Origin of the sequence: Stenotrophomonas sp. AN71, from assembly GCF_050435725.1 — a bacterium.
GTDB lineage: Bacteria > Pseudomonadota > Gammaproteobacteria > Xanthomonadales > Xanthomonadaceae > Stenotrophomonas.
In genome coordinates, this window is sequence record NZ_JBNDKU010000006.1 from 137,978 (window position 1) to 161,288 (window position 23,311).

Sequence of the window (23,311 nt, forward strand, 5' to 3'; positions counted from 1 at the left end):
ATGGCCCGGCGCTACCCGAAGGGACCCGGATCAGCCGCAGCTGGCGCGCTCGATCTTGTTCTGCGCGTCCACCTGCACGGTTACCCGGTCCTGGCGGAAGTCCATGGTCACCGCCATGCCTGGCTTGACCACCCGTGCATTGCGCGCACCGCTGGCAGCCACCAGCTGCTTCACCGTTGTCTCGTCGGCGGTCTTGCCGGTGAAGGCCTCGAGCGTGTCCGGCCTGCACTCATGCGCGGCGTCGGCACCCTTGGCCGGCAGGGGGCCGGCATCGGCGGTGCTGCTGCCACCGGCATGGCTGCAGGCGGCCAGCGGCAACACGGCGAGCAGGACCAGGGCATTCAGGCGCATCGTTGGACTCCAGGCAGGGATGATGACGCCAGTGTCACCGCGGCAACCGTCAGGGCATGTCAACGCGCCGCTCGGCGGTCACTGGCCGACCAGCGCCAGCGTCTCGCGCTCGCGCTGCTCCTCGCGCACCAACCGTTGCAGCAGCAGGGCCAGGGTGACCACGTCCTGGTGGTTGTGATCGGCCACCCGGCGCAGGTTCACCGCGTCGCCGCCGCGCAGGAAGCGCAGCCACGCGCCCGGTGCTTCCGAGCCTGGGAGATCATCCTCGCGCACCACGCGCAGCAGCTGGCGCTCGATGGTGGACAGCTTGCAGTTCTCCCAGCTGCCGCGATAGCGGCGGCGCGTGGGGTAGAGCAGGTCGACGTGGTCCAGCGCGGTGATCGGATCGCGTTGGCGGGCCAGCCGATAACGCGTCTTCAGCAGCGGCGCATCGTAGCTGCGGCCGTTGTAACTGCAGAACACGGTGGATGGCTGCAGCCAGCCGGCGAAGGTGGCCAGCATCGCGTCTTCGGCCGCCATCGTTGATATCAGCAGTTGGCGGATACGCAGGCCTTCGCCGCGTTGCGGGCACACATGCCAGTCGGCGGCACCGATCATGAAGGCGCGGGTGCCGGTGCCGCCGGCCAGGCCGGTGGTCTCGGTATCGAAGAACAGAAAATCGCGTGGGTCCACCTGCTCGCCTTCGCGCCTGGCAAAGGCCAGCGACAGTGCACCTGTGGGTATCGGCTGCGGTTGCAGTGATTCGATCAGGGACAGGCCGGGTGCGATTTCCTCGCCGGGCAGCTGGCGATCCTGTGCGCTGGCCCGTACCGGCGCAGTGCCAGCACGCGAGCGCAGGCCGAGCAGGCGATGCAGGCTGCCCACCTCCGGCCGCCGCAGCGTTGCCGGTGCCGGTGCCGGTGCAGGCGCTGCCGCGCCGGTCGGCTTGTGGCGGATTTCCTGTTCGACCCAGGCGAACACCGAACGCTCGGCTGGCGGTTGCCGCGCATCGTTGGCCGCCACCGGCGGTGCAGGTGGCACCTCTGGCGCGGCCGGGGCAACTGCCTTCGGGTCGCCGGCCTGCTTCCGCAGCAGGCGCAGCTTGTCCAGGCTCAGGCTCACGGTGCCAGCAGCTCCACCGGGTCGCGCGTGGTCACCACCACGTCGGCGACGTGCTGGCAGGCCTGTGCATCGAACAGGTCGAGCACGCGCAGCGCCAGTGCTCGCGGTGAGGCTTCATCTTCTTCCTGCGCAGCCAGCACCGGGCCGACGCAGGCCGGGCAGCCTGCCTTGCAGTCGCAGCGCTGCACCAGCTCGCGCGCGCGCTGCACCAGTTCTGCCTGACGCTGCCACAGTGGCTCGCTCAGGCCTACGCCACCGGGGAAGTTGTCGTACAGGTAGACGGTGGGCACGAACTCCTGCAGCAGCTCCACCGCACCCGGGTCGCCACTGCTGCCACGCAGCTGGCCGCGGCCGCTCTGGTCGGCGATCGCGAACCACGCGCCGTCGCCATTGCCGACCGACTTCTGCAGGTCGCGTGCGTCGGCCATCACCGCCACGGTGGCGACGATGTGCAGCGCATACGCCGCGCCGAGGAAGCCATCGAGCGCGTCCTGCTTGCTGGCGAACGCGCGCAGCAGCAGGGCCTGCGGCAGCTGCCACCACACCGCCGTGGTATGCAGTTCCTGGTCGGGCAGGTTCACCGGGCCGTAGCCGATGTTCTCGTGGGTGTAGTAGCGGATCTTCTTGTAGCCGGCCACGCGCCGCACCACATGCACTTCGCCGTGGTGCGAATCGCCACGGCCGGCTGCGCCACCATCGAATCGGTCCAGCACCTTGAGCCTGGTGAAGTCGATGCTGTCGGTGTAGTAGTCCACATGGGTGCGGGTGACGTAGGCCTTGCGACCGTCCCAGTCGAGCGTCTCGACCTGGTACGGCGTGGACTGCACCATGTGGATGGCGCCCTCGTACAGGGTCAGCGCGGCAGCGGAGTAATCGACCTCGGCGATGATCTGCTGGCGGCCATCGCTGCGGTCGACCACCACGAAGTTACCGTCGGCCACGGCACGCAGGCTGACCGCGTTGGCCGGGTAGCTGTCGGCGATCCATTCCCAGCGCTCGCCTTCGCGGTGGATCACCTCGGTCTCGGCCAGCGCTTCCAGGAACACTTCCGGATCGATCGGGCCGAAGCCATCGCCGACCCGGAACGGCAGTTCGAACGCGGCGCAGCGGATGTGATCGAACAGGATCAGCGGCTGGTCCGGGGCGATGCGCGCATGTTCGGGCGAAGCTTCAGCGAAGAAGTCCGGATGGCGCACCACGTACTGGTCCAGCGGCTGCGAGCTGGCCACCATCACCCCCAGCGCGGGCTGCTGGCGGCGACCGGCGCGTCCGAAACGCTGCCAGGTGGCGGCCACGCTGCCGGGGTAGCCATTGAGGATGACCACGTCCAGGCTGCCGATGTCCACGCCCAGTTCAAGCGCCGAGGTGCTGACGATGCCGTCGATGTTGCCGGCACGCATCGCACGCTCGGTCTCGCGGCGTTCGGTAGGCAGGTAGCCACCGCGGTAGGCGCGGATGCGGGGCGGCTTGCGCGGGTCGTGGTCGAAGATGTCCTTCAGGTACTTGGTCAGCACCTCGACCATCAGCCGGGTCTGCGCGAACACCAGGGTCTTCAGCCCGGACTTGATCGCGATGCGGGCGATGCGGTTGCTCTGCGAACGCGCAGACGCGCGCAGGCCCAGGTCCGCATTGATCACCGGTGGGTTCCACAGCAGCACCTGCTTGGGTCCGCTGGGCGCGCCGGATTCGGTGATGGCGGTGACCGGCGCTTCGATCAGAGCCTCGGCATGCGCCTGCGGGTTGCCGATGGTGGCCGAGCACAGGATGAACTGTGGTTGCACCCCGTAGAACGCGCAGATGCGCTTGAGCCGGCGCAGCACGTTGGTGACGTGGCTGCCGAACACGCCGCGGTAGGTGTGCACTTCGTCGATGACGATGTAGCGCAGGTTCTCGAAGAACTGCGCCCACTTGGTGTGATGCGGCAGGATCGCCTGGTGCAGCATGTCCGGATTGGAGACCACGATGTCGCCATGCAGGCGGATTGCCTGGCGTGCATCGCCGGGGGTGTCGCCATCGAAGGTGAAGGCCTTGACCCCGAGGTCGCCGGCACGGTTGAGCTCCAGCAGTTCGGCCACCTGGTCCTGGGCCAGCGCCTTGGTCGGGAACAGGTACAGCGCCTTGGCCTTGTCCTGCATCGCCGCGCTGACCACCGGCAGGGTGTAGCACAGCGACTTGCCGCTGGCGGTGGGGGTGACGATGGCCACGTGTTCGCCACGCTGGCTGGCGTCCCAGGCCTCGGCCTGATGGCTGTAGAGCTGCTCGATGCCACGTGCCTTCAGCGCCGCGACCAGCGCCGGTGGCACCGAGTCGGGAATGGGGGCGTAGCGGCCCTCGCGGCCGGGAATGGCAAAGCTGCCGGTGATGCGGTCCTGGTAGCGGCGCTGCAGGCGCGCACTGAGCAGGGCACCGTCGCGGGCGGGCAGGCCGTCGCGGGTGGCAAGCTTCTGCTCGGCATCGGCAGTGCGCTTGGCGAGTTCGTAGGCCATGGAAGGTGGGGTCGAGACGTCTTGCGAGGGGTCACATGGCACCACAGATGGGTCTCAAGGTGTGAGACACCGCACATGGAGGGCGTGAACCGTTCAGTGCGATGGCGGCGGCCGCTATGGGCATCGCGACATCTCCCCCCGCTGAACAAGCGGCGGCACACCAACAAAATCTGAAGCCCGTATCCGTATCCTCAACCGCTGGACGCAACCGACAGGGCGGATGGCTGTGGCACGACGTGGAACGCAGGGAGCACTCCTGGCCGGCCTGTTGCTGGCGGGCATCGCGCAGGCGCAGCAGATTGCGCCGCAGACCTCGCCTGCCCCTGCACCGCCGGCGCAGACGCCGCCTGCCACTGTCGCCCCGCCGCAGGACAACGTGACCACCCTCGGCGAAGTGCGTGCGCTCAAGCCCGAAGACGAACAAGCGCTGGACCTGTACCGCTTCAAGAACCCGGTGAAGTTCGGCGACAACCGCTTCAGCCGCGACTGGAGCGAGCCGCCATCGCCGGAGCAGGTCAGCATGGGCGGTGGCTACATCATGATGGGTGTGGTCAAGGGCGTGCTGGCGGCCGGCAGGGGGTTGAACAAGCTCACCGGTGGGCCGGACCAGATCCAGTCGGCCATCGCCCGACCACCACCGGAGCTCAGCGCCGAACAGCGGCGCCGCGCATCGCAGTTCTGCCAGGCGCAGGATGACTGTGGCGTCCCCCCGGGTAACTAGCCCGGTATATCCTGCCGGCTCCTCCATGGGGTCGCTGCCATGTTCCTGCGTTCATTGCTCCTGCTGGCCGCGTTGCTGCCGGTCTCTGCCTTCGCTGCCGACATCGCGGGTGATGGCACGTGCCGCAATGGCGCGTTCCCGTCCGAACAGGGTCAGTTCGCCCTGGCGCGGGTGGTTGGTGCACCGCGCCTGTATCTGCTCGGCGACATGGACGGCTGCCCGGCCAAGGGCGAACCGGTCTGCCGCCAGCGCAGCTATGTGGTCAACGGCGATACAGTGGTGACCGGGCGCGACCTGGGCCGCTACCGCTGCGCGTTCTTCCCGAACAAGGTGGGCGGCAGCGCCGGTTGGGTCGACCGCAGCACGCTGCAGCCCTTGCCTGTCCGCATGCCGACGCTGCAGGACTGGGTGGGTGATTGGAAGGATGGTGACAACGGCCTGAAGATCCATGTGCAGGGCGGACAGCTTCACGTGGAAGGCGATGCCTACTGGCCGTCCGCCAACCCCACGCCGGAGGAGCGTCCGTATGGACCGAACATGGGCCAGGTGGAAGCACGCGCGACGCCGCGTGGTGCCGATGTGGAATTTGCCGAGGACACCTGCAGGGTGCGGGTGCATTCGCTGGGTGAAGTACTGATCGTGTCCGACAACAGCGAGTGCGGCGGCATGAACGTGCGCTTCAACGGAGTATATCGGCGCGCAGGCAAGCGTTGAGGTCATCCGGTGGGGTCAGAGCCCTTTCGCGGGCGAAAGGGATCCGAACCCGGGATCAGCGCCGCCGCTCCAACCACCACAGCAGCGCGGCACAGAGCACGAAGGCCAGCCACCACGGCCAACGCGGCCCAGGTACGTGCTGCGTGGCCTGTGAGCCACTGACTGTCGTGCCGGCGAGGGCCTGGCGGGTCGCATCGATGATCGCCTGGCGGTGCAGCGAAGGCGCATCCTTCGGGTCGAACACATAGCGCCAGGCCATGCGGTCGCCGTGCTGCAGGCGTTGCCAGCCGCCCTGGCGAGGCCACCAGCCCACACAGCGGTCGGACGCGCCGGCGCCATCGACGATCAGCGGCACGCCATCGCCGCGCGGGTTGAAGGCCTGCAGTGGCGCCCGTACGCCGCACAGTACCTGTCGTTCGCCTGCCCAGGTGATCGTCTGCGGCGACCACAGGGCCTCATTGCCATCCTGCGCACGCGCCAGTGAGGCGACCACGCCGCTCCACAGTTCACCGTGGCGGTCATCGCGACCGGCCAGCACCCAGCGCCAGCTGTCAGTCAGCGGCAACAGGCCGATGCGGCCCTTGCCGGCCGCGCGCCAGCCGCCGACGGCCTTGCCGTCACGGTCCTGCAGCAGGGCGTTGCTGCCCGGTGTCTGCAGCGCCAGTGCCTCCAGCGAAGGCAACGCGGCACTGTGCGAGCTGCGGTCGGCCTCTTCGCCGTCACGGGTCGGCAGCGTGCCGGCCGCGACCGGGCCACGGCGTGCGGCGAGGATCGCGCTTTCGCCGTCGGCAGGCAGGTCGAGGCTGTGGCTGCTGCCATCGCCCTGCAGCGTCAGTCCCAGATCACGCAGACGTTGGCGCGCGCTGGCTGAAGGTGCGCCCGCACTGCGTACCAGCACGCCCAGTCCCTCGTGCAGCGCTTGGCGCACGGCGGCCAGCTGCCCAGCACTCAATGCCCCCAGGCTGCGCTCGTCCAGCAGCAGCAGGTCGCTGCGCGCCAGCGATGCTGCATCGAGCGGGACCGCACCATCGCCCACGCTGAGGCCTGCGCCGGTGTCGGCCTGCACCTGCACGCGGATGCCGGCATCGGCCGCCCAGCGGCGCAGGTACTTCAGTTCCGGGCCCGGCGCGCTGGCACGTACCAGCAGGCGCAACGGTGCCGCCGGCAGGGTCTGCTGCGGCACCGGCACGCTGTCCACCACATGACCGTCGGCATCGAGCAGGCGCAGTCGGAAGACGCTGCGGCCTTCGGCGCGGGCGATGCCGCTGAGCCGCACGCGGCCGTCTTCGGCAACGTCCGCGCGATCGACCACGCTGTCGGCGGGGTCGAGCAGTTCTGCCTTCGCACGCGTTGCGCCGTGCGCCTGTGCCTGCACGTCGAAGCGCGCACCCGGGGCGACGTCGGCCGGTGGCTGCAACGCGACCCAGCCGCGCGGTGCTGGCGCCGGCTGCCAGCGCACGTCCTGCGGCATTACTGCATCACGATCGCGCGCGACCAGACCGGCTCCGACCAGGGTCAGCGTCGAGGCTGGATGTTGGCGCAGTGCAGTGGCCAGATCGGGCACGCGCTGGCCACCGGGGACATCGCCCGCTTCCGGCAACAGCAGCAGCGGACCATTGCTGACCGGCAGCGCGCCGGCTTTGCCGGCATCACCGGCGAGCACGACCAGTCCAGCGGCGGGTTGCTGATGGCTGGGCGGCAGCAGGCAGAAGTACAGCAGGGCGGCGGTGATGGCCTGCAGCCCGATCACGAGCCACTGGCGGCCGCGGCGCAGGGTGCTGCCACGCAGCTGGCGCACGCTGGCCATTGCCACCACCAGGACCAGTGCGAGCGCTACCCAGAGATTCAACGCAGTGACACTCATGGCTGTGCCTCCAGCGCATCCAGATATCGCTGCCCCATCGCATCGGCGGCACCGCGCCGCATCGCCTGTGGCAACGGTCGCTGCAGCGCACGCCACACCTGCGCGCGCAGTCGCTGGCGGCAGTCGGCGCACTCCGGTTCGATGCGCAGCTGCTCGATGGCCGCAGCCAGATCCAGCGCATCGGGCAGGTAGGCGGCGTTGCGCTGCTGCCAGCTGGCGAGCGCATCGAGATCGGGCGTGCCGGTGTCATCGCCGAGGCGCTGCCAGGCTTCGACGATGGCCGGGTCCGGCGGGGTACGTGCGGTCAACGGTAGTTCACGGCTGGCCAGCCCGGTGCGATCACCGCCCAGCCGGCGGCCTTCATCGATCGGCGGCAGCTCGGGTCCGACCCGGGCCAGATAAATGCGCTCGGCCTGCTGCACCTGCTTGATGAAGCCCAGTGCCTTGTAGGCAAACGGCAGCGCCTGTTCCGGACGCCCCTGCCGCAGCTCACCTTCGGCCGACCACATCTGGTCCAGCGCGGCCTTCAGCGTGGCACGGGTCTGGGGGTCGAGCAGGGTCGCGGCCTCGGCATGGTCATGGGTGTGACCGTATTCGGAGAGCACGTCGGTGGCGCTGCCGAACACCGGTGGCGTATCGGCGTTGGCGGCTTTGCCGCCGTGACCGTGGCCGTGGTCGTCATGCGCACCGGCCTCGGCGCCATGCTCGTGATCATGATCTTCGTGGTCGCCTGCGGCCGGTGCATCGCTGGTGGGCAGGTCGCTGGTCGGCGGCGGCTTCGGTGCACCTTCGCTTTCTTCGCCCAGGAACTGGCCGTAGCGCAGGCGCAGGATGCGCTGATCGACGCCGATGGCATCACTGCGCTTCACGAAGTCCTCAGCGGCAAGGTTGCGTCGCTGCCGGATCAGCGCTTCGGCATCGATGATGATCTGCCGCTGGCTGCGGAAGTAGGCCGGCAGGGTCTTCTTGATGCGACCTTCCAGCTCGGCACCCAGCGCGACTTCAGCGCTCGGCAGGCGCAGGATCACGCTGCTGCTGCGTCCGGTCTGCGCCGTCGGCGCGTGGTTGTCGCGCACTTCCAGCTGGGCGATCACATCGTTGCCGGGCTGTGCACCGAGTGCGGCCAGGTCGAGGGTATGGGTGAAGCGCCGCGCGGTCGGCTCGCCGCTGCCGGCAAGGCTGACGCTGCGCTTGACGAAGGTGATGTTCTCGCCGCTGCCCTGGGTGGTGGTGATCGACAGCGTTGCCTGTGCGGCGACGCCGTAGTCGTCACTGGCCTCGAAGCGCAGCGACCACTGACGTTGCCCGGGCGTACCCAGCACCAGGCTGGCGGCGGGTTCCAGCACGCGCACGCTGGGCGCGCGGTCGGCCACCACATCCAGCCGATGCAGGCGGGTTTCAGCCAGTGCAGGCTCGCTGACCACGCGGTACAGCACAGGTGTGCGCGCCACATCCTGCGCCTGCCATTGTCCCTCGTGCTCGCTCAACGGCAGTCGCCTGCCATCATGGAACTGCAGCCATGCCCTGTCCGGTGCGCGGTCAAAGCGCAACGACCACGACAGCCGACTGTCGGCGGCGACCTTGGCATCCAGCGCGTTCTGGGTCAGCGTGGCTTGGCCGGTATAGGCCGGCGCGTCGATGCGCAGGCGGGCCGACTGCAGGTGCAGCGGGCCTGCGACGGCAGTGCCGCCCGGTGCCGACCCGTGGGTGGAAGCGCCGTCGGGGGTCGAACGTGGCCAACCGAGTGCCAGCAGCGCAATGGCCAGGCCTGCGAGCCAGCACAGGACCAATGCCCTGCGCGGCCAGCGCGGACGCAGTTCCGGCATCGCACGTTCCAGCTGCGCCAGCACATGCATGCGCTGCCGTTGCTGCAGTGGATTGAGCGTACTGGCATCGGCGAACAGCAGGTCGGCGCTGTCTTCGCTGGCTCCGCTGGCATCAAGCTGCCGCTGCAGCCACTGTCGGTCCAGCTGGCGGGCGCGTGCAGTGGCGAGGGCGGCGCAGGCGAGCAGGCCGACCGTGCCGACCACGCAGGCGACGTCGAAGCCCACCAGTCGCAGGGCCAGTACCGCGGCGGCCAGCGCCCACGGCAGGCCCAGCAGCAGGATGATGAGCGCGCGGCGGCGTCGCGCACGCTGCCAGATGTGCTGCAGGTTGTTCATGCAGCCACCCTGCGGCGCGCGCTGCTGGCCATCCAGCGTTCCAGTGCGAACAGCAGCACGATGGCCAGCAGTAGCCAGGTGGTCGGCTCACGTACCGGTGGTGTCGCAGCAGGCAAGGTGGTCTGTTGGGGGGCCTGGTCCTGTGCGTCGCCCAGACGCGGCGACGGGGGCGGTTGCAGCGCCAGCAGCAAGGTACGCGGCAACTGCGGATCGCGCAGCGCTGCGTTGCTGGCGGTGTTCCAGTCGCCGGGCAGCGACAGCAGATAACCGTGGCCGATGGGTTGCTGCCACAGCAGCGGTGCGCCGTCGGCACTGCGCAGCAGCACGCTCGCCTCCGTGGTGGGTTTGGCGGCGGCCAACACGTGGCCACCGTCGCGCAGCCACGCCTGCCAGTGGCTCGGCAGCGGCTCGCCGCGGCTCCATACGCCGATCTCGCCGCGTTCGGGTAGTGCATCTGCCGCCAGTGGCGCGAGGGGCGCCTGCGTGCCCCACGCGCGCTGCAGCGCACCCAGCCAGTGCTGGGCCGCCGCCGATGCATCGCTGAGCACGCGCAGGCGCGGCGGCGGCGTCGCCGCTCGCTGCTGCGGGGGGACCGGCAACGGCTGCGGCCGCCATTGCACCTCGCGCGACAGCTGCAGGCGTGCGCCGTCCAGGCCGGGCAGTGGGTCGGGAACGTGTACGGTCAACGCGGTGCCCGCGGGCAACTGCGCGTCCAGTTCGCGCAGCAGGCTGGGCAGGGATGCGCCGGGCGCCGGAGGCGCTTGATCGATGCCGGGAAAGCCGGGAGCCAGCCAGTGCCAGTTGCCATCGTCGGCGCTGCCGCGCAGGCCGGTGGCGTCCAGCCCCGGGGCCACCACTGTCCACGCACCGGGCGCTGGAGCAGGGCCGGTGAACGCAGGCCGTGCCAGCAGCAATGCCAGTGCGGCCAGCAGCACCAGACGCACCAGCAGCAAGGGCCAATCATCGAAACGGATGCGCTGGCGCGGCCGGATCTGCGCACGCAGCCAGCGCAGCGCGGCGAAATCCAGCGGCGTATACGGATGGCGGCGGGCCAGATGGATCAGCAGCGGTAGCAACACTGCGGCGAGCGCAGCCAGGCCCAACGGGAACAGCAGGGTCATGCGCTGCCCCCACGGCCGAACAGCACCTGCAGTGGCTGGTCCAGCGGTTGATCGATCCAGCCGGTGGCGCTGGCGATGCCGCTGGCCTGCAGCCGCGACTGCAGCGCGCTGCGTGCGCCGGCGAAGCGCTGCAGATAGTCGGTGCGGATCGCCGCACCGTCGCCCAGCAGTTCTTCGCCGGTCTCAGGATCGCGGAAGCGATGGCCGGCGTCGAACGGGAAGTCACGTTCGTCAGCGGTCAGGATCTGCAGCAACGCCACCTCGCGGCGTGTGCTGGCCAGCTGTTCCAGCAGGACGATGCCGGCTTCGTCGAAGCCGTCGCCGATCGCCAGCAGCAGGTCGCCCGGGCGCACGCGTTCCCACACCGGACGCAGCCGATCCGCCGCCGGCCAACCGCCGCGCGCCTGCAGCGCCTGCAGTTGCAGATGCACGCGATCACGCTGGCGTGCGCCGTTCGCGGCCGGCACCAGCTGCAGTCCATCACCGTCGATCGCCAGCAGGCCGAAGCGGTCACCCTGCTGCAGCGCCAGTTCGACCAGGCATGCGGCCACGCCGCGCATATGATCCAGGCGCGTGCACTGCGGTGCCGCGCGATCAGCCTGGCCGGCCGAAGCGGTGGCATCGAGCAGCAGCCACACCGTGATCGGGCTTTCGCGCTCGGATTCGCGCACGAAGAAGCGGTCCGAGCGTGCATACAGCTTCCAGTCGATCTGGCGCAGTTCGTCACCGGGCTCGTAGGCACGGTACTGGGCGAACTCGAGGCCGGCACCGCGGCTGCGGCTGGCATGCTGGCCGATGCCGCTCGCCCCGTTGGCCAAGCGCGGCCGCAGCCGCAGCGCGCGCAGGCGCGCACGCAGTTCCGGTGGCAGGGTCAGCGGGGTACCTGCGTTCACGCCTGGATCAACCCGGGAACGGCACGGCCTGCAGCAGAGCGGCGACCACATCGTCGGCACGCTTCTGCTCGGCCTCGGCGGCGAACGACAGCAGCAGGCGATGGCGCATCACCGGTGCAGCCAGTGCCTGCACATCCTCGCGGGTGGCGGCGAAGCGGCCCTGCAGCAGGGCGCGTGCTTTGGCCGCCAGCACCAGCGACTGCCCGGCGCGTGGGCCCGCGCCCCATTTCACCCACTGGTTGATCGCCGCCGGCGCGCCTTCACCTGGCCGGCTGGCACGCACCAACCGGGTGATCCAGGCCAGCACATCGGGGCTGACATGCACCTGGCGCACCGCGGCCTGCAGTGCGATCACCGCCTCGGCATCCATCACCTTCGGTACCGCGTCGGTGGCGCCGCCGGTGGTCTGTTCCAGGATCTGCCGTTCCTCGTCCTCGCTGGGGTAATCCACCAGCACGTGCAGCAGGAAGCGGTCCAGCTGGGCTTCCGGCAGCGGGTAGGTGCCAGCCTGTTCGATCGGATTCTGCGTGGCCAGCACGAAGAACGGCGCGGGCAGCGTATAGGTGGTGCCGGCGTAGCTGACCGTGCGTTCCTGCATCGCCTCCAGCAGCGCGGCCTGGGTCTTGGGCGGGGTGCGGTTGAGCTCGTCGGCCAGCAGCAGGTTCGTGAAAATCGGGCCCTGCTGGAAGCGGAAATGACGGTGACCGGTGCCGTGGTCTTCCTCCAGCAGCTCGGTGCCGAGGATGTCGCTGGGCATCAGGTCCGGGGTGAACTGCACGCGCCGGAACTGCAGCTCCAGCGCCTGGCCGAGCGAGCGCACCAGCAGGGTCTTGCCGAGCCCGGGTGCACCTTCCAGCAGGCAGTGGCCGCCGGCCAGCAGGCCGATCAGCAGCTGCTCGACCACCGTGTGCTGGCCGACAACGGCACGGGCCAGGGCGCTGCGCAGCTCGTGCAGACGCGGCAGCAGGGAATCGAGATCGGGGGAGGTCATGGCGGCGGTCCGGTCAATTGTTCAATGCGTACATCACGATGTTGACGCCGAAGCGGGTGTTGTCTTCGGCCAGGAAACGCTTGTTGCGCCAGTCGTAGTCCCACTCGCAGCCATAGTCCTTGTTGCTGTAGAGCAGGCCCAGGCGGCCATCGACGTCGATGCCCTTCAGGTAGTCATGCACCAGATCGTCGCCCCAGCCGTTGAGTTCGAAGCTGGTGGCCGGCGGGCCGTCGGGGAAGCGGAAGAAGCTGCGGTACAGCGCGTGGCTGTTGGGCAGCTTCTGCAATGCCCTGGGGCCGAACAGGCGGCCCATCTGCGCCTCGAACGAAGTGGCGAACAGGCCGTCGATATCATGGTTGCAGTCGTCGACGAAGACGAAGCCGCCATTGCGCACGTAGCGCACGAAGTTCTGCCGCTCGGCCGCGTTGAACTCCACCAGCGTGTGCCCGGCCAGGTAGCAGAACGGTGCTTCCAGCATGCGCGGATCGGCCAGCGCCACCACGTGTTCCTGCGGGTCCACGCGCAGCGAGGTGTAGTCGATCAGCGAGGTGATCAGGTTGGACGGCATGCGCGCGTCCACGTCCCAGTCACCGGAGTCGTACTGCAGGCGGGTGAACCAGAAGTCGTAGCGCGAACTGCGCGGGCCCACCTGCGCCCAGGCGGGCAGCGCCGCCGCCGAAGCGGCAGCGGCCAACCAGCGCAGGCAGGCCCGGCGATCCATCAGACGGCGTCGGACAGCGAAGTGAAGGTGAAATCGCGCAGCTTCATCGGCGGGATCATCATCACGTAGCTGGATTCATCACCGGCCACGCGTACCGGCTTGCCCAGCTCTTCGATGTTGTTGAGCATGATCACCGGCGACTCGTTGAAGCGGAAGTTCTTCACCGGGTGCTTGATCTGGCCGTTCTCGATGTAGAAGGTGCCGTCGCGGGTCAGGCCGGTCAGCAGGACGGTCTGCGGATCGACCATGCGGATGTACCAGGTACGGGTGACCAGGATGCCCTTCTGGGTGCCACGCACCAGCTCGGCGGTACTCTTGTCGCCGCCGCTCATCAGCAGGTTGCCCGGCGAGGCCTTGGCGGTCTTGCCCTGCTTCTGCGCCCAGAAGCGCGAGTAATCCAGGTTGGCGATCTTGCCGTTCTCGATGATGGCCATGCGCTCGCGCGGCAGGCCGTCGTTGTCCCACGGCAGCACCGGTGCGTCGGCGTGCCACGGGTCGGCGATCATGGTCACGCGCGGGTCGTAGACCTGTTCGCCCAGCTTGTTGCCGCCGCCTTTCTTCGACAGGAAGCTGCGGCCTTCATCGGCCGAGCGCGCGCTGAAGAAGTTCATCATGAAGCTGATCAGGCCTGCGGCGGCGGCCGGCTCCAGGATTACCGTGTACTTGCCCGGTTCCAGCGCCTTGGCCTCGGCCGATTCGGTGGCCTTGCGCATGGCGATGCGGATGTCCTGGTCGGCCTTGAAGTCCGCCGCCTCCTTCAGGTTGCGGCCGACCCAGCCCGAACCGCGGCCATCTTCGGTACGCACGGTGCAGGTGTAGTCGAAGTTGGTGGTGCGCTGGTAGGCGAAGTTGCCATTGCTGTTGGCGGTGGCCTGGAAGCCCTGGCCGTCCTCGAGGAAGCCGGCGGCGATCAGGCCGTGGCCGCGGCACGGCGCGATCGATTCGGCGGCGACCTTGGCACGGAAGGCCGGGTCGATCGCAGCGGTGGACTCGCTGAAGGTCGGGCTGGGGCGGTAGCTCTGCTTGCCGATGGCCGGCATGAACTCCGGGTTTTCCGGGGCCAGGCGTGCCAGGTCTTCGGCACGACGCACCACGCGCTCCAGCGCCGCATCGTCGAACTCGTTGATCGAGGCGGTACCGACGCGCTTGCCGAAGGCGACGGTGACGGCCAGTTCGGTGTTGTCGACGATGCCGCTGGTGGAGACGTTGTTCAGCGCGAAACGGATGTTGCCGCTGATCGCGCCGGCCAGAACGGCGGTGCACTCGTCGGCCTTGGACAGGGCGATGACCTTGTCGAGGATGGTCTTGGCCTGGGCTTCGGTGAAGATACTCATGGTGTAAGGGCTCCTGACCGGTCAGCCGAGGCTGCGTGCGGTGTTGATGACGTTGATGCCGTTGAAGCGCGCGGTCGACGAACCGTGCGAGACCGCCGAGACCTGGCCCGGCTGGCCCTTGCCGTCGAAGAACGAACCGCCCAGGCGGTAGTCGCGTTCGTCGGCCACGGCGGTGCAGGCGTTCCAGAACTCCGGCGTGCGGATCTGGTAGGCCACGTCTTCCAGCATGCGGGTGATCTGGCCGTTCTTGATCTCGTAGAACAGCTGGCCGCCGAACTGCGCGTTGTAGCGCTGCTGGTCGATGGAGAACGAGCCATCACCGATGATGTAGATGCCGTTCTCCACGTCCTTGATCAGGTCCGGCACGCTCAGCGGCTTCTTGCCGGGCGCCATCGACACGTTGGCCATGCGCTGGAACTGCACGCTGGACCACGAGTCGGCATAGCAGCAGCCGTCGGATTCGGTCTTGCCGAGGATGTGGGCCTGGTCGCGGATGGTCTGGTAGTCCACCAGCTTGCCGCTGCTGATCAGGTCCCAGCGCTTGCATTTCACGCCTTCATCGTCGTACGCCACCGCGCCCAGGCTGCCCTGCTGGGTCTTGTCGGCGAAGATGTTGACCAGCTCGCTGCCGTACTGGAAGTGCTGCTCGCGCTTGTCCAGGGTGGCGAAGCTGGTACCGGCGTAGTTGGCTTCGTAGCCGAGCACGCGATCCAGCTCCAGCGGGTGGCCGATCGACTCGTGGATGGTCAGCCAGGTATGCGACGGGTCGAGCACCAGATCGTACTTGCCGGGCTTCACCGACGGTGCCTTCAGCTTCTCCTGCGCCTGCTTGGCCGCCGCGATGGCGTCCTCCTTCATGTCGTAGGACGAGCTGTAGTTGACCACGCCATTGGGGCCGACCACCTTGCCGGCGGCGGCGCCATCGAGGTACTCGTAGCCCAGGCCCATCGGCGAGGACAGCCCCGAACGGGTGCGGAACTTGCCGCTGGACTTGTCGATGGCGGTGACCTGCATCGGCGCCCAGATGCGGTGCACGTCCTGGTCGATGTAGGAGCCATCGGTGGAAGCAAAGTACTTCTGCTCGTTGACCAGGAACAGCATCGAATTGACGAAGCTGGCACCGGCACCCATTGCGGCGGCATTGACGTCCAGCAGCAGGCCGACCTTGTCCTTGATCGGCACCTCCATCGCGTTCTTGCGGATCGGCGTGCGCCAGCTCACCTCGCCTACGCCCGGTGCCTTGGCCAGCTGCACCGGGGCAGTCTGCACGCCGGCATTGGCCTTGGCGATCGCCGCCGCCTGTTGCGCGGCCTTGGCCACGTCGGCGGTGCCCAGCGCGTTGGTGGCGGCGAAGCCCCAGGCGCCGTTGACGATCACGCGGATGCCCACACCGGTGGACTCGGTGTTCACCACGTTCTGCACCTTGTCTTCGCGGGTGATCACGAACTGCCGCAGGTAGCGGCCGATGCGCACGTCGCAGTAGGTGGCGCCGGCACTGCGCGCCGCCTGCAGCGCGGCGTCGGCCAGGCGCTTCTTCAACGCCGGGTCGAGGCTGGACTGCAGCTGTTCGGCGGCGATCACCTTGCCGAAGAAGGAGGGCACGATCAGCCCGCCCGCGGTAAGCCCGGTCAGGGCCAGGAAGTCACGTCTTTGCAAGGCTGCTCTCCATGTCGAAGGATGGGTGGCTCAAGCGCCGAGACTGCGCGCGGTGTTGATGATGTTGATGCCGTTGAAGCGGGTGGTGGACGAGCCGTGCGAGACCGCCGAAACCTGGCCGGGCTGGCCCTTGCCGTCGAAGAACGAACCGCCGAGGCGGAAATCGCGCTCATCGCAGATGGCGCTGCAGGCATTCCAGAACTCCGGCGTGCGGATCTGGTAGGCCGCATCCTCGACCATGCCGGCGATCTTTCCGTCCTTGATCTGGTAGTACAGCTGGCCGCCGAACTGCGCGTTGTAGCGCTGCTGGTCGATGGAGTACGAGCCCCGGCCATGGATGTAGATGCCGTTCTCCACGTCCTTGATCATGTCCTCGACACTGAGCGGCTTCCTGCCCGGTGCCAGCGAGACATTGGCCATGCGCTGGAACTGCACGCTGGACCAGGAATCGGCATAGCTGCAGCCATGCGAGGCGTCGCGGCCGAGGATATGGGCCTCATCACGGGTGGCCTGGTAGTCGACCAGGATGCCGTCGCGCACCAGATCCCAGCGCTGCGTCTTCACCCCTTCATCGTCGTAACCGACCGCGCCAAGGCTGCCCGGCTGGGTCTTGTCGGCGAAGAAGGTGACGATGTCGCTGCCCCAGCGGAAGCCGGCGTCGCGCTTGTCCAGCGTGGCGAAGCTGGTGCCGGCGTAGTTGGCTTCATAGCCGAGCACGCGGTCCAGCTCCAGCGGGTGGCCGACGTTCTCGTGGATGGTCAGGAACAGGTTGGACGGGTCCAGCACCAGGTCGTACTTTCCGGGCTTCACCGACGGCGCCTTCAGCTTCTCACGGGCGTGGCGGGCGGCGGCGATTGCGTCCTCGACCGGATCGTAGGAATCGCGGTAGGCAGTGATGCCCCCGGGCAGCTGCACCTTGCCGCGCGCATCGCCATCGAGGAACTCGTAGCCCATGCCCATCGGCGAGGACAGGCCGGCGCGGGTGCGGAACTTGCCGCTGGCCTTGTCGATGGCGGTGGCGGTGAACGGCAGCCAGATGCGGTGGATGTCCTGGTCAATGAATGAGCCGTCGCTGGAGGCGAAGTACTTCTGCTCGTTGACCAGGAACAGGGTGGAATTGATGTAGTCGGCCCCCGCATTCAGCGCGGCGGCGTTGAGTGCCAGCAGCAGGTCGACCTTGTCCTGGATCGGCACCGCCATCGCGTTCCTGCGCACCGGCGTCTGCCAGCGCACCTCGCCGACCGATGGGGTCGGTGCCAGCTGCACCGGCCGGGTCTGGATACCGGCATTCGCGCGCGCGATGGCCGTGGCCTGCTCGACCGCAGCACGTACCGCAGCCTCGGTCTGTTGATGGGTGGCCGCGAAGCCCCAGGCGCCATTGACGATCACGCGCACGCCCACGCCGGACGACTCGCGGTTGGTCACATTGCCCACCTGGTGTTCGCGGGTGATGACTGACTGGTTGAGGTAGCGGCCGATGCGCACATCGCAGTAGCTGGCCTTGGCGCTGCGCGCGGCCGCCAGAGCGACCTCGGCCAGGCGTCGGCGAAGGGCGGTGTCGACCGGGGCGAGCAGTTGCTCGGCGGCGATGGCACGGGAATGCGGCAGCAGCAGGCCCGCCAGGCCCAGACCGGAAAAAGCCAGGAACTCACGTCGTTGCACAGCGTTTCTCTCTCTCGCTTGCGTGCGGCCGGCAACAGGCCGAGCCGATCACGTCAACTCCCTGACTTTCGCCAGCGCGGGGCGTGGGGACAAGTGACTGCAGTCATGGTTGGGGCCGGTTTGAGCAGGGGGGCCCCCACGATCTGGTAGATCCACGCCATGCGTGGATGAGTCTCAAACGGACTCGGATATCTCACATTGAATTTGAAAAGCATCCACGCATGGCGTGGATCTACTGCCCACCCCCCCTCGTGCACAATGGGGGCGACCCCGCCTGGACGCCGTCTCGATGTCGAGCAAGCCGTATTCAGAAGCCTGCGAGCGCAACCGCGAACCCATCGCCGCCGCACTCGACCCGTGGATGGGTGACCGCCACCGGGTTCTGGAAATCGGCAGTGGCACCGGCCAGCATGCGGCCTTCCTCGCCGAACGCTGGCCGTGGCTGCGCTGGCAACCCAGTGATCACCCGGACCACCTGCCGGGCATCGAGGCATGGCGGGCCGAAGCGGCGCTGCTGAACCTGCTGCCGCCGGTGGCGCTGCAGGTGGAGTTGCCGCCGGCAACCGGCCTGTGCCTGCCGGAAGGCAGCACGTTCGATGCTGCATTCAGCGCCAACACGCTGCACATCATGAGCTGGGAACACGTGCAGGCGCTGTTCGCCGCGCTGCCGTTGGTGCTGCGCCATGGCGCGCTGCTGGCGGTGTACGGCCCGTTCAATTACGGCGGTCGCTACACCAGCGACAGCAACGCGCAATTCGATGCGTGGCTGAAGGCGCGTGATCCGCGTAGCGGCCTGCGCGATAGCGAAGCGGTGCAGGCGCTGGCGGCGGACAACGGGTTCACCCGCCTGGGCGATGCAACGATGCCGGCCAACAACCGGCTGCTGTTATGGCGGTTGGGCTGAACCGCCGGTAGCGCCGGCCGCTGGCCGGCAGCCGATTGCCAGGAGGGATGCCGGCCAGCGGCCGGCACTACCTTCAAGCCACCTGCACGATGTGCAGCGCCTTCGGATTGCGCCACTGCGCCAGCAGCGCCGCTTCACGGGCCTTGGCCTGCGCGAAATGCGCTTCCTTGATGTGGCCAAAGCCGCGGATGTGCTCGGGAATGCTGGCGATCTCCACCGCCAGTGACAGCCGATCATCCTCCAGACCGTCCAGCAACACCTGCACGGTGGCCTCGTAGTCGCCGATCAGCTGGCGCTCCATGCGGCGCTCCTCGGTGCGGCCGAACACATCGAAGCGGCCGCCACGCAGGAACTTCAGCTTCGCCAGCAGGCCGAACGCCTTGAACATCCACGGGCCGTATTCCTTCTTCAGCAGCCGGCCCTGCTCATCCTTCTTGGCAAACAGCGGCGGTGCCAGGTGGAAGCGCAGCTGGTAGTCGCCCTCGAACTGCTGCTGCAGGCGGCGCTGGAAGTCACCGCTGGTATACAGGCGCGCAACTTCGTACTCGTCCTTGTAGGCCATCAGCTTGAACAGGTAGCGCGCCACGGTCTCGGTCAGCGCGGTTGAACCACCGATGCGGTCTGCCTCGGCGGCACGCACACGCGCCACCAGGTCGCGGTAGCGATTGGCGTAGGCAGCGTCCTGATAGTCGACCAGGAAGGCCGCACGGCGCTCGATCATTTCATCCAGCGAACGCGACAGGCGCGCGTCGTCCAGCGGCAGGAACGCTACGTCGCCACCGTGCGAGGGCAGGCCACGCAGTTCACGTTCGTCGCCGGTGTTGCGCGGTGCCGCGGTGGCGCCCCACTCGTTGCCTTCCCATTCGCCCGGCGGCAGCGGGTGCAGCGGGCCCGGGGTGGATTCGGTATCGGTGTGGCGGTTGCGCACCAGGCCGGCGGCCTGCTGCACGGCCTGCGGATCGACCACGGCCAGGCGGCCCCAGGCGAAGGCCAGCTGGTTCATCGCCACGGCGGCGCCGTTGAGTTCGATGGCGCGCATCAGCGATTCGAACGACAGCGGCACCAGGCCCTGCTGCCAGGCGTAGCCCAGAATGAACAGGTTGGCGGCGATGGCATCGCCCAGCAGCGCGGTGGCCAGCTGGGTGGCATCGAGCAGCAGCGGCTCCTGGCCGCCCAGCGCCACGCGCACGCCAGCCACGATGTCGGCGGCCGGGAACTGCATGTCCGGCCGGGTGGTGAAGGTGCCCGGCATCGCTTCATAGGTGTTCAGTACCACCTGCGAACGGCCGGCGCGCACCTTCGACAGCGCCCAGTAGTCGTTGACCACCACCATGTCGCAGCCCAGCACCAGATCGGCCTCACCGGCGGCGATACGTACGGCGTGGATGTCGTCCGGGCGGCGCGCGATGCGGATGTGCGTGGTCACCGCGCCACCCTTCTGCGCCAGGCCGGTCTGGTCGAGCACAGTCGCGCCCTTGCCTTCCAGGTGGCCGGCCATGCCCAGCAGCGCACCGACGGTCACCACGCCGGTGCCGCCGACGCCGGTGATCAGGATGTTCCAGGGCTGTTCCAGCGTGCCGCGCACGGTCGGCGCCGGCAGGTTGTCCAACAGCGTGGACGCGTCGCGCTTGCTGCCCTTGCGCGGCTGGCCGCCATGCACGGTGACGAAGCTCGGGCAGAAGCCGTTCACGCACGAATAGTCCTTGTTGCAGTTGGACTGGTCGATCTCGCGCTTGCGCCCGAACTCGGTCTCCTTCGGCAGCACCGACACGCAGAAGCTCTTCTTGCCGCAGTCGCCGCAGCCTTCGCAGACCAGCGAATTGATCATCACCCGCTTCTGCGGATCTTCCAGCTTGCCGCGCTTGCGGCGGCGGCGCTTCTCGGTGGCGCAGGTCTGTTCGTAGATCAGGATCGAAACACCCTTCACCTCGCGCAGGTGCTTCTGCACCGCGTCCAGTTCGCTGCGGTCGTGGAACTCGACATCGCTGGGGAAGTGCTCGCGCTGGCCGGTCCACTTGCTGATGTTGTCCGACAGCACCACGATGGTGTGGATGCCTTCGGCGCGCATCTGCCGGGCGATGTCCGGCACGCTCAGCGGGCCGTCCACCGGCTGGCCGCCGGTCATCGCCACCGCATCGTTGTAGAGGATCTTGTAGGTGATGTTGACGCCGGCCGCGACTGCCTGGCGGATCGCCAGCGAGCCACTGTGGAAGTACGTGCCATCGCCGAGGTTCTGGAACACGTGCGGGGTATCGGTGAACGGCGCCTGCCCGGCCCAGGTCACGCCTTCACCGCCCATGTGGGTGAAGGTGTCGGTGCTGCGGTCCATCCAGGTCACCATGTAATGGCAACCGATGCCGGCCAGCGCACGCGAGCCTTCCGGCACCTGGGTGGAGGTGTTGTGCGGGCAGCCCGAGCAGTAATGCGGCACGCGCGGGAAGCTGGCGCGCGGCAAGGCAAGCTCGGCTTCCTTCTCCTGCATCCATTGCAGGCGCTGCTCGATCGATTCGTTGTTGAAGAACTTCTGGATGCGGCGGCCGATCACGCCGGCGATGGTGGCCGGGGTGAGTTCGCCGGTGGACGGCAGGATCCATTCGCCGCTCTCGTCGTACTTGCCGACGATGGACGGGCGCTGGCCCCAGCTGGCCGGCCAGTTGAAGAACTGCTCCTTCATCTGGCGCTCGATGAAGGCACGCTTCTCCTCCACCACGATGATGTCTTCCAGGCCCTGCGCGAAGCGGGCGATGCCCTCCGGCTCCAGCGGCCAGGTCATGCCGACCTTGTACACGCGGATGCCGATGGCGGCGCATGCTGCTTCGTCCAGGCCCAGGTATTCCAGCGCCTGCAGCACGTCCAGGTAGCTCTTGCCGGTGGTGACGATGCCCAGCCGCGCGCGCGGCGCGTCCATCACCACCTTGTCGATGCCGTTGGCACGGGCGAACGCCTGAGCGGCCTTCACCGCATAGCGATGCAGGCGCATTTCCTGGTCCATCGGCGGGTCCGGCCAACGGATGTTGAGGCCGCCCGACGGCATCTCGAAGTCATCCGGCAGCACGATGCGGCGCGCCATCGGATCGACCTCCACCGAGGCCGACGATTCCACCGTTTCGGCGATCGTCTTGAAGCCGACCCAACGTCCGGTGTACCGGCTCATCGCCCAGCCCAGCAGGCCCATGTCGAGGATGTCCTGGACACCGGCCGGGTTCAGCACCGGCATCATCGCGCTGACGAATTCGTCCTCGCTGCCATGCGGCAGGGTCGAACTGCGGCAGGCATGGTCATCGGCGGCCAGCGCCAGCACGCCGCCATAACGCGAAGTGCCGGCGGCATTGGCGTGCTTGAACACGTCGCCGCAGCGGTCCACGCCCGGGCCCTTGCCGTACCACATGCCGAACACGCCCTGCACGTTGGCGCCGGGGAACAGGTTGGTCTGCTGCGTGCCCCACACCATGGTGGCACCGAGGTCTTCGTTCAGGCCCGGGGTGAACTTCACCTTGGCCGCTTCCAGGTGCTTGCGTGCGCGCCACAGTTCCAGGTCAAAGCCACCCAGCGGGCTGCCGCGGTAGCCGCTGACGAAGCCGGCGCTGTCGATGCCTTCGTGCTCGTCGCGCAGGCGCTGCATCAGCGGCAGCCGCACCAGCGCCTGCACACCACTCAGATAGATCCGCCCCTCGTTGCGGGTGTACTTGTGGTCGAGCGTGTAATCACGGTCGATCAGATCGGCGGAAGAGGGCGAAGTGAGTTGCGCGGTACTGGTCATGGCTGGCCCGGTAGGATCGGCTGGCACCGGCCGCGTGCGGGCACGCGGCGGGAAAGGCGCGAATTGTAGCAGCGGGGCCCTGCGGCCCCCGGCACTCGCGCCGCTGGCCGCGCTGCGGTTAGGATCGGGGAGAGAGAGGGAGGCTGCGGTTGCGGCCTGGAGAGAAGGGATGTCAGTTGCAGGAAAGATCCTGGGCAGCGTGTTGCTGGTCTCGGGAACCGCTTCTGTATGGGCGGCGCCGGTGGTGCCGGCACCACAGGAGTTCTACTTCGACAGCGATGCGGCGGCGATGCCGATGGTCGTGGTGCAGTCAGAGGGGGATGCGCTGGTGGCGCAGCTGCTCAAGCAGCGCGAGCGCGGCCGGCGCACCGTGGAGGCCACCGTACAGCTGGCCTCCGTCGCGATCGCCCAGGGCCGTACCGAGCTCGGCGAGCAGCTGTACCGCGAGGCACTGAAGGACGCACCGGTGCAGGGCAGTCTGGGCCGTGGCGTGCGCTGGAACTACGGCTGGGACCTGCTGCGGCAGGGCCAGGCCGAGGCCGCCCTGGAACAATGGCAGGCTGCCGCGGGCGGCTCGCTGAGCAAGCCGGCCTGGTTGCCACCTACCTACGCGCTGGCGCTGTGGCGGGCGGGTCAGAAACAGGAGGCGGTGCAGTGGTACGCCGCCGCCGTGCGCACCGAGCCGACGCAATGGAGCGACAACAGCCGCTATGCGCAGCTGCTGCCGTTGTGGCGCGATGACGAGCGCGCGTCGCTGGCGGAGGTGCAGCAGGCCTGGGCGGCCGCACCGCCGGCCTGGCCCTGAGGGAGGGGTTCGGCCGGGTTGCACCCGGCACCCGCAGAGGCAACGGCCGAAGCCAAAGCCAAAGC

At 68.3% G+C, this 23,311-nt stretch carries 17 protein-coding genes; 4 read left to right on the forward strand and 13 right to left on the reverse strand.

What is annotated here, in order from left to right; translation table 11 throughout:
- Positions 1-30 precede the first annotated feature (30 nt).
- The 3 genes from ABH900_RS11645 to ABH900_RS11655 all read right to left on the reverse strand — a co-directional run bounded on the left by ABH900_RS11645 (position 31) and on the right by ABH900_RS11655 (position 3,938).
- The gene (locus ABH900_RS11645) at positions 31-351 is read right to left on the reverse strand and encodes an I78 family peptidase inhibitor (protein ID WP_429623002.1); all 321 of its coding nucleotides are present in this window, start codon (positions 349-351) and stop codon (positions 31-33) included.
- Between the two features lie 78 nt (positions 352-429).
- On the reverse strand, positions 430-1,512 hold the full coding sequence (locus ABH900_RS11650; protein WP_429623133.1) for a ribonuclease H-like domain-containing protein: 1,083 nt from the start codon (positions 1,510-1,512) through the stop codon (positions 430-432).
- Positions 1,449-3,938, reverse strand: coding sequence for a DEAD/DEAH box helicase (locus ABH900_RS11655; RefSeq protein WP_429623003.1), 2,490 nt, complete (start codon positions 3,936-3,938; stop codon positions 1,449-1,451). Before ABH900_RS11655 ends, ABH900_RS11650 begins: the two co-directional genes overlap by 64 nt.
- 220 nt (positions 3,939-4,158) lie before the next feature.
- Here ABH900_RS11655 and ABH900_RS11660 point away from each other — a divergent pair, with 220 nt between their 5' ends.
- Both ABH900_RS11660 and ABH900_RS11665 read left to right on the forward strand, forming a co-directional pair.
- Positions 4,159-4,659, forward strand: a complete 501-nt coding sequence (locus ABH900_RS11660) for a hypothetical protein (RefSeq protein ID WP_429623004.1) — start codon at positions 4,159-4,161, stop codon at positions 4,657-4,659.
- Between the two features lie 39 nt (positions 4,660-4,698).
- Positions 4,699-5,373 carry a hypothetical protein gene (locus ABH900_RS11665; protein ID WP_429623005.1) on the forward strand — a complete coding sequence of 225 codons (675 nt, stop codon included), beginning with the start codon at positions 4,699-4,701 and terminating at the stop codon, positions 5,371-5,373.
- 55 nt (positions 5,374-5,428) lie between these two features.
- Here the strand turns inward: ABH900_RS11665 and ABH900_RS11670 are convergent, their stop codons facing one another.
- From ABH900_RS11670 to ABH900_RS11710, 9 genes are read right to left on the reverse strand one after another with little or no spacing between them, the layout of a single operon-like run.
- Complete coding sequence (locus ABH900_RS11670) at positions 5,429-7,237, reverse strand: hypothetical protein (RefSeq protein ID WP_429623006.1); 1,809 nt, start codon at positions 7,235-7,237, stop codon at positions 5,429-5,431.
- A complete protein-coding gene (locus tag ABH900_RS11675; RefSeq protein ID WP_429623007.1) occupies positions 7,234-9,399 on the reverse strand; it encodes a hypothetical protein in 2,166 nt (721 codons plus the stop codon). Before ABH900_RS11675 ends, ABH900_RS11670 begins: the two co-directional genes overlap by 4 nt.
- A complete protein-coding gene (locus ABH900_RS11680) occupies positions 9,396-10,520 on the reverse strand; it encodes a BatA domain-containing protein (RefSeq protein ID WP_429623008.1) in 1,125 nt (374 codons plus the stop codon). The genes ABH900_RS11675 and ABH900_RS11680 overlap by 4 nt, the downstream gene beginning before the upstream one ends.
- The gene (locus ABH900_RS11685) at positions 10,517-11,413 is read right to left on the reverse strand and encodes a DUF58 domain-containing protein (protein ID WP_429623009.1); all 897 of its coding nucleotides are present in this window, start codon (positions 11,411-11,413) and stop codon (positions 10,517-10,519) included. The genes ABH900_RS11680 and ABH900_RS11685 overlap by 4 nt, the downstream gene beginning before the upstream one ends.
- A 7-nt stretch (positions 11,414-11,420) precedes the next feature.
- Positions 11,421-12,404: an AAA family ATPase gene (locus ABH900_RS11690; RefSeq protein ID WP_429623010.1), complete on the reverse strand. Its 984-nt coding sequence runs from the start codon at positions 12,402-12,404 to the stop codon at positions 11,421-11,423.
- 13 nt (positions 12,405-12,417) lie between these two features.
- Positions 12,418-13,125 carry a DUF4159 domain-containing protein gene (locus tag ABH900_RS11695; RefSeq protein ID WP_429623011.1) on the reverse strand — a complete coding sequence of 236 codons (708 nt, stop codon included), beginning with the start codon at positions 13,123-13,125 and terminating at the stop codon, positions 12,418-12,420.
- Positions 13,125-14,459, reverse strand: a complete 1,335-nt coding sequence (locus tag ABH900_RS11700; RefSeq protein WP_429623012.1) for a TldD/PmbA family protein — start codon at positions 14,457-14,459, stop codon at positions 13,125-13,127. The genes ABH900_RS11695 and ABH900_RS11700 overlap by 1 nt, the downstream gene beginning before the upstream one ends.
- 21 nt (positions 14,460-14,480) lie before the next feature.
- Positions 14,481-16,115, reverse strand: a complete 1,635-nt coding sequence (locus tag ABH900_RS11705; RefSeq protein WP_429623013.1) for a TldD/PmbA family protein — start codon at positions 16,113-16,115, stop codon at positions 14,481-14,483.
- A gap of 30 nt (positions 16,116-16,145) precedes the next feature.
- Complete coding sequence (locus tag ABH900_RS11710; protein WP_429623014.1) at positions 16,146-17,777, reverse strand: TldD/PmbA family protein; 1,632 nt, start codon at positions 17,775-17,777, stop codon at positions 16,146-16,148.
- Between the two features lie 289 nt (positions 17,778-18,066).
- Here ABH900_RS11710 and ABH900_RS11715 point away from each other — a divergent pair, with 289 nt between their 5' ends.
- A complete protein-coding gene (locus ABH900_RS11715) occupies positions 18,067-18,681 on the forward strand; it encodes a DUF938 domain-containing protein (protein ID WP_429623015.1) in 615 nt (204 codons plus the stop codon).
- Positions 18,682-18,754: 73 nt separating this feature from the next.
- On the opposite strand, the gene ABH900_RS11720 is transcribed toward ABH900_RS11715, so the two are convergent.
- The gene (locus tag ABH900_RS11720; protein WP_429623016.1) at positions 18,755-22,441 is read right to left on the reverse strand and encodes an indolepyruvate ferredoxin oxidoreductase family protein; all 3,687 of its coding nucleotides are present in this window, start codon (positions 22,439-22,441) and stop codon (positions 18,755-18,757) included.
- A gap of 169 nt (positions 22,442-22,610) precedes the next feature.
- On the opposite strand from ABH900_RS11720, the gene ABH900_RS11725 reads away from it, so the two are divergent.
- Positions 22,611-23,246 carry a tetratricopeptide repeat protein gene (locus ABH900_RS11725; protein WP_429623017.1) on the forward strand — a complete coding sequence of 212 codons (636 nt, stop codon included), beginning with the start codon at positions 22,611-22,613 and terminating at the stop codon, positions 23,244-23,246.
- The last annotated feature ends 65 nt before the right edge of the window (positions 23,247-23,311 follow it).

Excerpts from the sequence above, each read along its gene's own strand:
- ABH900_RS11715 (WP_429623015.1), top strand. The coding sequence starts at position 18,067 with ATGTCGAGCAAGCCGTATTCAGAAGCCTGCGAGCGCAACCGCGAACCC.
- ABH900_RS11725 (WP_429623017.1), top strand. The coding sequence starts at position 22,611 with ATGTCAGTTGCAGGAAAGATCCTGGGCAGCGTGTTGCTGGTCTCGGGA.
- ABH900_RS11670 (WP_429623006.1), bottom strand. The coding sequence starts at position 7,237 with ATGAGTGTCACTGCGTTGAATCTCTGGGTAGCGCTCGCACTGGTCCTG.
- ABH900_RS11700 (WP_429623012.1), bottom strand. The coding sequence starts at position 14,459 with ATGAGTATCTTCACCGAAGCCCAGGCCAAGACCATCCTCGACAAGGTC.
- ABH900_RS11660 (WP_429623004.1), top strand. The coding sequence starts at position 4,159 with ATGGCTGTGGCACGACGTGGAACGCAGGGAGCACTCCTGGCCGGCCTG.
- ABH900_RS11655 (WP_429623003.1), bottom strand. The coding sequence starts at position 3,938 with ATGGCCTACGAACTCGCCAAGCGCACTGCCGATGCCGAGCAGAAGCTT.
- ABH900_RS11665 (WP_429623005.1), top strand. The coding sequence starts at position 4,699 with ATGTTCCTGCGTTCATTGCTCCTGCTGGCCGCGTTGCTGCCGGTCTCT.
- ABH900_RS11695 (WP_429623011.1), bottom strand. The coding sequence starts at position 13,125 with ATGGATCGCCGGGCCTGCCTGCGCTGGTTGGCCGCTGCCGCTTCGGCG.
- ABH900_RS11720 (WP_429623016.1), bottom strand. The coding sequence starts at position 22,441 with ATGACCAGTACCGCGCAACTCACTTCGCCCTCTTCCGCCGATCTGATC.
- ABH900_RS11680 (WP_429623008.1), bottom strand. The coding sequence starts at position 10,520 with ATGACCCTGCTGTTCCCGTTGGGCCTGGCTGCGCTCGCCGCAGTGTTG.
- ABH900_RS11690 (WP_429623010.1), bottom strand. The coding sequence starts at position 12,404 with ATGACCTCCCCCGATCTCGATTCCCTGCTGCCGCGTCTGCACGAGCTG.
- ABH900_RS11675 (WP_429623007.1), bottom strand. The coding sequence starts at position 9,399 with ATGAACAACCTGCAGCACATCTGGCAGCGTGCGCGACGCCGCCGCGCG.
- ABH900_RS11645 (WP_429623002.1), bottom strand. The coding sequence starts at position 351 with ATGCGCCTGAATGCCCTGGTCCTGCTCGCCGTGTTGCCGCTGGCCGCC.